Below are 6,872 nucleotides of genomic sequence, written 5' to 3' on the forward strand. Positions count from 1 at the left end.
TTAGGCGAAGCGTTACGGCCGAGCGATTACAGGATCGACAACGGGTAGTTGAAGATCAGACGGTTCTCATCGAGATCGCGGTTGTTCACCTGGGAGCGAAAGCTCGAATTACGCCATTTGATGTTGAGATTCTTCGCCGGCCCACTCTGGATGGTGTAGGCCAGTTCGGTATCGCGGCCCCATTCCTTGCCGTCATCAGTGCTGGCTGTCTCGATGTTGGAGCCGCTGATGTAGCGGTTCATCAAGGTCAGGCCGGGGATGCCCATGGCGGCGAAGTTATAGTCGTGCCGCAATTGCCAAGAACGCTCTTCGGCGTTCTCGTAGGTGTTGTTGAAACTGTCATTAGCCAGCGAACCACCGTTGGTGCCATTGACGCGCATCCAGGCGTCGCCGCTGACCTTCTGTAAACCAACATAAAAAGTATTGCCGCCGGCCTTGAGGCCGAATAAACCGGAGTAAGTCTTGTTGTCCAACTTACCAGCTCGGGCACTGCCGTCTTCGTCGCCTTGGAAATAGCCGAGGTTGGCGGTCAGGGCGAGGTCATCACCCAGCGGGTGGACGTGCTGCAGCTGCACATACTGCTGCTTGTAAATTTCTTCCAGTTCAGCTGCCCACAGCCCGACGGTGGTGTGTTTGCCGTTGAAGGTGTATTCACCGCCGATGTAATTGAAACGGTCTGATGTGGCGCCGGGCGTGCCCTGCATGAACATGTCTTGCATGCTGGCGTCGTCGCGCGGGCTGTTCTGGCGGAACTGGCCGGCAGACAGCATCAGGCCGTCGATCTCACGGGAGGTGACCATGCCACCCTTGAAGGTCTGCGGCAGCGAGCGGCCGTCATCGGAGCGCAGGATCGGCAGCACCGGCGCCATTTCGCCGATCTTCAGCTGGGTATTGGATATGTTCGCCTTGGCAGCTACGCCAAAGCGACCGTAGTCGTCGACCGGGCGGTTATCCCCATCACGTGGCAGCAGAGCGGTGCCGTAGGTGCCGCGGCCGCCGTCTAGCTTGACCGCCAGACCCGCGAGCACGTCCACACCGAAGCCTACCGGGCCCGGGGTGTAACCGGACTGAATGTTGAGAATGAAGCTCTGGGTCCACTCCTCGGCCATGGTACGGTCGACTGAGTCATCGCGAAACTCACGGCCGATATAAAAGTTACGCGCGTTTACCGTGATTTTGGCGTCTTCGACGAATCCCTCAGCGCGGGCATTGAGCGGGGCGAGGGCGGCGATGGACGCCGCGATCAGGGTCGGGGCAAGAATGCGGCTTGCATGAGCGGTGTGGGTTGTATGGATCATTGTTGTTGTTTTCCATTTTTTCAGGTTGAGGGCTCCCCGCCGCCGTTGCGGATGCCAAAAACGAAGGGGAGTGGTGCTGCCGCCGCAGGCGACAAATGGGTCAGCGGATCGTGGTCATATCAGCCACCGCGTCAGCCAAAACGTGAAGTGGTGCGATACCCGCCGTTCAGAGCGGAAATGGTCAGCCTTCGCATCGATCCAATCCCGCCTATTGAAACAAGAGCAACAGCCCGGAGACGAAGGCAAACAACAGTACGAAGCGGCGCAGACGGGCATCGTCGAGCACTTTTCGAGCCCAATGGCTGGCGGCCAAACCCACCGCCAGCGGCGGTAGCAACCACAGCAGCGGGGGCAACTGATCCATATGCAGATGGTTTCCTGCTGCGAGCACCACCAGGGAAACCACCTCGCCGACGAGGAAGCAGAGGGCTACCGACCCGCGGAGTGTTGCCACCGGTGAATGCTGGTAGACCAACGCGAGGGGCGGGCCACCGATGCCTGTGGCGGTCTCGGTGATGCCGGTAATGACCCCGGTCGAAACGAACGCGTAGCGACCCGGTACGAAGACCGGTGCCAGCCAAGTGGCAAGACAAGCGGCAATGGTCGACAGGCCAATCAGCAGGTTGAGCTGGGACAACGGCAACCAGAACAGCACGGCGATCCCACCGAATGTGCCGAACAGTCGTCCCAGGGTGATCCAGGAGCTGCCCCGGAAATCGATTGCGGCACGCTCGCGCCATGCGACGACAGCGTTGAGCGGGAGCATCAGAATCAACAAGGTGACGGGCACCAATGATGGCTCTAACAGGCCCATCACCGGCGCCACGATGAGCGCGAACCCCATCCCGGTTGTGCCCTGAATGAGCGCACCAACAGCAACGGCGGCAGCGATGAAGTAGAACGATTCAATCAGCATGGCTGGTTCCGTACAGACATTTACGAAAGAAGGCTCACCGATTCAAAGGGCTGGGATTGACCTTGTGAATGGGCGCTCCGGCGACCACTTCCTTGGCCAGTGCATCAACCTGGTGCATGAGCGCGCGCGCGTCCCAATCTGTCGGCCATCCTTGCCACAGCCGTAACTGGCCCTGGACCACGACTGCCTGGATCTGGTCGCGGTTGACGAGGCGAACCAGTTCCCATGACAGATCCCATGAAGGCAGCAGTTCAGGCACAGCCAAATCAACCAGCAGGAAGTCTGCTGAAAGCCCCGTTGCGATGCGTCCGGTCACATCGCCCAGGCCGAGCACTTTCGCGCCGCCTTGCGTGCCCGCATCCAGCCAGACATGCCCGGCACCACAGACCGAGTCTCCAACAGCGATGCCATGGGCAAATCGCTGCGCTGCTTCCGCATAGTCGAGCAAGCGAAAGCCATCGCTGCGGGTTCCATCTGTGCCGAGCGCTAAGGGAATTCCCAGGCTATGCATCATCAGGGCTTGCGCAACGGCATTGCCTTTCCAGGCGCTTGCGACAGGGTTGTAACTTACCGCCGCGCCGCTTTCCCGAATCAACGAGAGTTCAGAGGGCGTTAACAGGGTGGCATGCGCCAGCAACGATTGAGGGCCCAGTGCGCCGGCTTTGTACAGCTGCTCCAACGGCCGCACGCCAAATCGCTCAAGGGACCGTTCTACCGCTACCAGATGCTCGTTGACGTGACTTTGGAACACTCTTCCTGCTTCGGCACATAGCCCGTACACACTGCGTAACGTGGCATCGGTTGCTATTTCCGGAATCGGGACGGAGAGAGAAGGGATGATCAGCGGATCGTTCTCCCACGCCGCCAGATGCCGTTCGGCCTCGGCAAGAACCGGTGCGGAGTCAAACAGCAGCTCACCGCGACGGTCACTGCAAGCCTTCGCGAGGATGCAACGAATGCCCGTTTCCTTGGCCGCCTTGGCGATGGCTTCCAATCCTTCCTGAGCGCGTGTTCCTGCATCGCAAACGGTGGTGAAGCCGCCGCGCAGTGCTTCAAGGGCCGCTAATTTGGAGGTGAGGTACAGCAGGTCGGCATTGAGGCTGCCTTCCAGCGGCACCCAAATGCGCCGGAAGATTTCAGACGGCTCCCCAAAGACAAGGCCTTTGCCGAAGCTCTGGCTCAGGTGGTGATGCGTGTCGACGAAACCGGGCATCAGCAGCTGGCTTTCCAAATGCAGCACCGGGAAATTCGGGTAACGCCCCTGCAAGGTTGCCAAGGCACCTACATCGGCAAAACAGCCGTCACTCACCAGCACCGCATAGCCTTGGCGAGGGCCTTCAGGCAGTAACAGCCATTCTGGAGCGAGCAACTGATCTGGAGCCATCAGCTGCTCCTGGTTCGGTAGATGCGGGTTTGCCGAGTTCATATGGATCCTTAAAACTTGTCAGGTTGCGGTTGCAAGATGAGGGTTGGTGACGACGGAAGCCTGTGGCTATCCGCCGAAGTGCTGGCCAGGCGGGCGTGTAACGCCTTGCCTGGCTCCAGGCTGTTTGGCGGGACGGTGCGGTGCTGCGAGGCGCCTGAGTTATTCCGATACGGGCGGCTTGCTGCCTTCGGTGTGAACCAGCGGGACATCGTCCTGCTCGACCGCATGCGCCGGAGTAGGGGCTTTGCCCATATGGTGGAAGAGGATGTTCACGAGCACGGCGGTCAGAGTTCCCATGGCCAAGCCATTGCCTAGAACGATCTGCAAATGGGACGGAAACGCGCTGTAGAAGCCAGGTACGACGATGGGTATCAGGCCCATGGCGAGTGCCGCTGCGAGCGTGAACATGTTGCCGTTAGTGTTGAAATCGACTTTGCGCAGGATGTTGATGCCCATCACGCCGATGATCGCAAATACGATCACTGCAGTGCCGGAAACTACTGCGTTGGGAACCGCATAGGCCAGTCTGGCGAGCGGGACGAAAAGCGCCATCAAGGTAAGCATGCAGCCGGCCACGATCGTGACATAGCGTGAGCGGGCACCCGTGGCGCGAATGATCCCGATATTTTCGCCGCTTGTGATGATCAGCGAAGTACCGAAGCAGCCTCCAAATATCGAGCCCAATGCGTCGGCGCGGATATTTTTGGGCACGACCGAACGGTGGTCGCCAGTCCTGCCAACGATTTCAGCGGTGGCCATGGTCTGTCCAGTCGCTTCGGTCATCGAAACCACGCTGAAGATCATCAACGGCAGGGATGCGAACAGATCGAACTTTGGCATGCCGAACGGAAACGGTTCGGGAAATGCGAACATGGCGCCAGTCATCACGTTCTCAACGGTCATGCTTCCAGACACGAGCGCAACTGCAGCCCCGGCAAGTAAGCCGAGCATCACGGCAATGCGCTGCCACATGCCTGTGAAGACTCGCGCGAAGACCACGGTAAGAGTGATGGTCGTCAGCGCCAGGGCAATATTTGTCATGCTGGCGAAATCGGGAGAGCCAGGCTTGCCGGTGATCAGGCTGCCAAAGATCCGGATGAGATTCACCGCTACCAACAGCAGCATGGTGCCGATCACGATAGGCGGGAAAAACCGCAGCGCTCTGGTAAAAAATGGCAGCGCCAGAAAATAGAACAAACCGGTCATGATGACGGCACCGGTCGCCGTCTGTAGGTCAGTGGCTTGGGCGATCGCTAGAAAGATCACCAGTGGCGCGCCTCCCGGCACTTGCACGAAAGGAAGCCGCGCACCGAAGCCCGCCACACCAACGGATTGAAGGATGGTCCCCAAGCCGCAGGCCAGGAAAATGGCGCTCATGAGGCTGACGGTCACCGCTTCGGGCAGCCCCAACGTATGACCTATCAAGAATGCTGCCGTGATCGGCGCCGCTGCCATTACCAACACATGTTGAAGACCCAGGATGACAAGGGTGCGCATAGGCAGCCTCTCGTCCACCGGATCCAAGCTTTTCTCAAAAGGCGTCTGGGTCGTTCTCATAGCAGCTGTCCTTTTATTTTTGTGATCGGAGCCTACTGGAGCGGATTCGCCGCTCGATAAGTGAACCCTAGTTGCGCGAACTGTTCTGGTCTATAACTGTATTTAGGTTGGTTCGTTGCCGAATCGGCAACGGTTAGATTGGAGGTGGATCGTGAATCTATTGATGCCAGGGCTTCGCTATTTCGAGGAAGTAGCGCGTCAGGGGTCGCTTCGAAAAGCTGAAGAGCGACTGCATGTAGCAGCCTCAGCCATTAATCGCCAGATTCTGAAATTGGAAGATGAGCTGGGCATGCAATTATTCGAGCGGCTCCCACGCGGCCTGAGGTTGTCACCGGCCGGCGAGTTGTTTCTTCAGCAAGTGCGCCAATGGCAGAGAGACGAACGGAGATTGTTGGAGCAGATCGGGGAGATCAAGGGCGCCGGCTGCGCCGAAGTTCGGATCGCTACAGTGGAGTCATTGACCGATCAGGTACTGCCAAACATCCTTTACAGATTCCAAGAGCGCTTTCCGCGTGTACGTTCAATCCTCGTCACCGGGATGACCGAAACGATCTTGGAGCAGGTGCTTATAGGCGACGCGGATATCGGTATTTGCATCAACCCACCGGTTACCCGCAAGGTCCGGTTCATTGAACAGGTCGGCCTGGAGTTCGGTGCGGTAATGGCCCCTGATCACCCTCTAGCCGGAGAGCCGACGGTTCGGCTGCGCGATTTCACTCCGTATCCCACGATCCTTCCCGGAGCCGAGATGTTCCACGGATCTACACTCGCACAGGTGTTAGCGCGTTCAGATGTCCACCTGAACCCGGTGGCTTCTTGCAACCGCATGTTGACCATCAAGTCGCTGGTCCGATCTGGCCTGGGCGTCGCGTTTCTTAACAGGCTGGATATTGCGCGTGAGTTGGCGCGCAAGGAGTTGGTATTCAAACCGCTGGCCGATGGGAATATTGCCAAATCCCAGTTGACCTTGTGCAGCCACTCCGAGCGTGAAATCCCTCTGGCGGTAAGCGTACTGATTGAACAGTTGCGCGAGGCAATGCTATCTATCGAACCGGCAGTCTCTGACGACGGCGCATAGACCTAGTTCCTTGCGGGCGGAAAGCTGACTAGTTAGGCGAAGCATGGCCTCATCTTCTCAAGAGTTGAGGCCTCCACGAAACCCGGGGCGATTCAGGATATTCCACCACAGAGTCCCTAGCTGCTCGTCCTTCAACATGCTGTGCAGCACTATCCTACATCTGGGTAGGCCGATTGAAAATCGGCCAGCAAGCGCGGAATCGTATCCAGAATTGCCGATCCAAAGATCGCAACGTCCAGCCGTCCTGTCTACCTTGGCCAGCCCGCTGTGTCCGCTAAGTCGCCTGCACAACTACGGCATTAATGTTTCTCGCCTCATCTAACAACAGCTTGCCGGCAGGCGTTAACTCCATGCCCCTTGGTGTGCGGTTGAACAGCTGCACGCCAAGCTGATCTTCCTGCTGCGGGATCTTCCGTCTCAGCGGCGGCTGGGAAATATGCGGACGCGTGGGCTGCCCGCCCAATGCTGCCTTCATCGGCGACGGCGATGAAATAGCGCAGATGACGTAGTTTAATGGGAGCCGAACTCTTTATTGATGGAAGTTCAATGTTTCATCGCACCTGCTTCCTGCTTCCTGCTTCCTGCTTTGAATCATTA

General features: G+C 58.3%; 6 protein-coding genes. 1 reads left to right on the top strand and 5 read right to left on the bottom strand.

Translation table 11 applies throughout. From position 1 onward, the window contains the following. Window positions 1–26: 26 nt before the first annotated feature. From B597_RS33560 to B597_RS33575, 4 genes are all read right to left on the bottom strand, one after another. Window positions 27–1,298 (bottom strand): OprD family porin, encoded by a 1,272-nt coding sequence (locus B597_RS33560; protein ID WP_024161929.1) that lies wholly within the window; start codon window positions 1,296–1,298, stop codon window positions 27–29. 208 nt (window positions 1,299–1,506) lie between these two features. After that, the gene (locus B597_RS33565) at window positions 1,507–2,214 is read right to left on the bottom strand and encodes a sulfite exporter TauE/SafE family protein (RefSeq protein ID WP_024161930.1); all 708 of its coding nucleotides are present in this window, start codon (window positions 2,212–2,214) and stop codon (window positions 1,507–1,509) included. Window positions 2,215–2,248: 34 nt separating this feature from the next. Continuing rightward, window positions 2,249–3,598: an amidohydrolase family protein gene (locus B597_RS33570; protein WP_051519749.1), complete on the bottom strand. Its 1,350-nt coding sequence runs from the start codon at window positions 3,596–3,598 to the stop codon at window positions 2,249–2,251. Window positions 3,599–3,799: 201 nt separating this feature from the next. Then, on the bottom strand, window positions 3,800–5,197 hold the full coding sequence (locus tag B597_RS33575; RefSeq protein WP_051519737.1) for a uracil-xanthine permease family protein: 1,398 nt from the start codon (window positions 5,195–5,197) through the stop codon (window positions 3,800–3,802). Window positions 5,198–5,348: 151 nt separating this feature from the next. On the opposite strand from B597_RS33575, the gene B597_RS33580 reads away from it, so the two are divergent. Next, window positions 5,349–6,275 (top strand): LysR family transcriptional regulator, encoded by a 927-nt coding sequence (locus tag B597_RS33580; RefSeq protein ID WP_152028154.1) that lies wholly within the window; start codon window positions 5,349–5,351, stop codon window positions 6,273–6,275. Window positions 6,276–6,549: 274 nt separating this feature from the next. Here B597_RS33580 and B597_RS47605 read toward each other — a convergent pair whose 3' ends face one another. After that, a complete protein-coding gene (locus tag B597_RS47605; RefSeq protein ID WP_419184901.1) occupies window positions 6,550–6,750 on the bottom strand; it encodes a LysR family transcriptional regulator in 201 nt (66 codons plus the stop codon). Between the last annotated feature and the right edge of the window lie 122 nt (window positions 6,751–6,872).

The sequence above is a fragment of the Stutzerimonas stutzeri KOS6 genome, from assembly GCF_000307775.2.
Classification (GTDB): Bacteria; Pseudomonadota; Gammaproteobacteria; order Pseudomonadales; family Pseudomonadaceae; genus Stutzerimonas; species Stutzerimonas stutzeri_B.

Excerpts from the sequence above, each read along its gene's own strand:
- B597_RS33570 (WP_051519749.1), bottom strand. The coding sequence starts at position 3,598 with ATGGCTCCAGATCAGTTGCTCGCTCCAGAATGGCTGTTACTGCCTGAA.
- B597_RS33560 (WP_024161929.1), bottom strand. The coding sequence starts at position 1,298 with ATGATCCATACAACCCACACCGCTCATGCAAGCCGCATTCTTGCCCCG.
- B597_RS33565 (WP_024161930.1), bottom strand. The coding sequence starts at position 2,214 with ATGCTGATTGAATCGTTCTACTTCATCGCTGCCGCCGTTGCTGTTGGT.
- B597_RS33575 (WP_051519737.1), bottom strand. The coding sequence starts at position 5,197 with ATGAGAACGACCCAGACGCCTTTTGAGAAAAGCTTGGATCCGGTGGAC.
- B597_RS47605 (WP_419184901.1), bottom strand. The coding sequence starts at position 6,750 with ATGAAGGCAGCATTGGGCGGGCAGCCCACGCGTCCGCATATTTCCCAG.